Genomic DNA, 2,527 nt, shown 5'->3' on the forward strand with positions numbered 1-2,527 from the left:
CCCGCCAGCCGCGTACCTAACCTCTCAGGTCAGTACAACTAGCCCCCGGTTGAGCGCTCGCACCGATGCGTCACACGGATTTTCGCTGTCCGCAACCCTTCCTGAGGAAGGCGCCTCAGTCTGTCCGACTATGCTGGCGCCGTGAATAGACGCAGCAAGATCGTCTGCACTCTCGGCCCGGCGACCCACTCCGCGGAGATGGTCCGGGCTCTGGTCGACGCGGGCATGGACGTGGCCCGCCTGAACTTCAGCCACGGCGAGCACAAAGACCACCAGGCTTCTTACGAGCGCGTCCGCGCCGCCTCCGACGCGACCGGGCGGGCCGTGGGCGTGCTCGCCGATCTGCAGGGGCCCAAGATCCGGTTGGGGCGTTTTGCCGACGGCCCCACCTACTGGGCCACCGGTGAGACGGTGCGCATCACCGTTGCCGACTGCCCCGGCGACCACGACCGGGTGTCCACCACCTACAAGAAGCTGGCCGCCGACGCCGCCCCGGGCGACCGCGTCCTGGTCGACGACGGCAAGGTCGGGCTGGTGGTGGAGCGCATCGACGGCGACGACGTGCTGTGCCGGGTTACCGACGGCGGTCCGGTCAGCAACCACAAGGGCATGTCGCTGCCGGGCATGAGGGTCTCCGCGCCGGCGCTGTCGGAGAAGGACATCGAAGACCTCGAGTTCGCGCTGCAACTTGGTGTCGACATGGTGGCGCTGTCGTTCGTGCGCTCGCCGTCGGACGTCGAGCTGGTGCACGAGGTGATGGACCGGGTCGGCCGCCGGGTCCCGGTGATCGCCAAACTGGAAAAGCCGGAAGCCATCGAGAACCTCGAGGCGGTGGTGCTGGCCTTCGACGCCATCATGGTGGCGCGCGGCGACCTCGGGGTGGAGCTGGCGCTCGAAGAGGTGCCCCTGGTGCAGAAGCGCGCCATCCAGGTGGCTCGCGAGAACGCCCGGCCGGTGATCGTGGCCACGCAGATGCTGGAGTCGATGATCGACAACTTCCGGCCCACCCGGGCCGAGGCCTCCGACGTCGCCAACGCGGTGCTCGACGGCGCGGACGCGTTGATGCTCTCCGGCGAGACCGCGGTGGGCAAGCACGCGCTGGACGCCGTGCGGACCATGAGCCGCATCATCTGTGCTGTGGAACAGAACTCCACCGCGGTACCGCCGCTGACGCACAAGCCGCGCACCAAGCGGGGCGTGATCTCCTTCGCGGCCCGCGAGATCGGCGAACGCCTGGACGCCAAGGCACTGGTGGCGTTCACCCAATCCGGCGACACGGTGCGTCGACTGGCACGGTTGCACACCCCGCTGCCGTTGCTGGCGTTCACCGCCCTGCCCGAGATCCGCAGCCAGTTGGCGATGACGTGGGGGACCGAGACCTTCATCGTCCCGCAGGCACACACGACCGACGGCATGATCCGCCAGGTGGACAAGGCGCTGCTGGATCTGGGGCGCTACGAGCGCGGTGATCTGGTGGTCATCGTCGCGGGCGCTCCGCCGGGGACTGAGGGATCGACCAACATGATCCACGTGCACCGCATCGGGGAGGACGACGTCTAGTGCCGTCCGAGCCGAATACGGATCTCGAAGAACTACTGGCGGTACTGGACCTCAAGCGTGGCGACGACGACTGTTTCGTCGGATCGCATCCCAGCAAGACGCCGTTGCGGACCTTCGGCGGGCAGCTGATGGCCCAGTCCATGGTGGCGGCCAGCCGCACTGTGGCCCCGCACCTGCCGCCGGGCACGCTGTCGGTCCACTTCATCAACGGTGGCGACCCGGCCCGCGACATCGAATTCCGGGTGCACCGGCTGCGCGACGAACGCCGTTTCGCCAACCGGCGGGTGGACGCGCTGCAGGGCGATACCCTGATCGCCACCTCGATGGTCTCCTACCTGTCCGGGGGCAGCGGTCTGGAGCACAGTGTCGAGGCGCCGGCGGTCGCCGAGCCCGAAACGCTGCCCCGGCTGGATGAACTGCTCGACGGTTATGAAGAGGTCGTGCCGGGGTTCGTCAACGCGCCGCACCCGATCGAGTGGCGCTACACCAACGACCCGGCCTGGGTGATGCGCGACAAGGGCGGTCGCCTTGCGCACAACCGGGTCTGGGTCAAGGCGGACGGGCCGATCCCGGAGGATCCGGTGCTGCACACCGCGATGCTGGTCTACTCCTCGGACACCACAGTCCTGGATTCGATCATCACCACGCACGGCCTGTCATGGGGCTTCGATCGGATCTTTGCGGCCAGCGCCAACCACACCGTGTGGTTTCACCGGCCGATCCGGTTCGACGACTGGGTGCTCTACGCGACGTCGTCACCGGTGGCCGCCGACTCCCGCGGACTGGGTTCCGGGCACTTCTTCGACCGCTCCGGGCAGTTGCTGGCGACCGTCACGCAAGAAGGCGTGCTGAAGTACTTCCCGAAGGTCAAGCGCTAGGCGGGTTTTGCGCGGACCTGCTTCGCCCGGCTCCGCCGCGCTCGCAGTCCGCGCGGGTTTTGCGCGGACCTGCTTCGCCCGGCTCCGCC

2 protein-coding genes are annotated in these 2,527 nt (G+C 68.2%); both read left to right on the top strand.

Annotated features, from left to right (window positions below; genetic code table 11):
- The first annotated feature begins 141 nt into the window (after nucleotides 1-141).
- On the top strand, nucleotides 142-1,560 hold the full coding sequence (pyk, locus tag LI92_RS20930) for a pyruvate kinase (RefSeq protein WP_046322353.1): 1,419 nt from the start codon (nucleotides 142-144) through the stop codon (nucleotides 1,558-1,560).
- Nucleotides 1,560-2,438: an acyl-CoA thioesterase II gene (locus tag LI92_RS20935; protein WP_046322355.1), complete on the top strand. Its 879-nt coding sequence runs from the start codon at nucleotides 1,560-1,562 to the stop codon at nucleotides 2,436-2,438. The genes pyk and LI92_RS20935 overlap by 1 nt, the downstream gene beginning before the upstream one ends.
- Nucleotides 2,439-2,527: the final 89 nt, after the last annotated feature.

It is taken from the genome of Mycobacterium sp. UM_Kg1 (assembly GCF_000972925.1).
GTDB classification, from domain to species: domain Bacteria; phylum Actinomycetota; class Actinomycetes; order Mycobacteriales; family Mycobacteriaceae; genus Mycobacterium; species Mycobacterium hiberniae.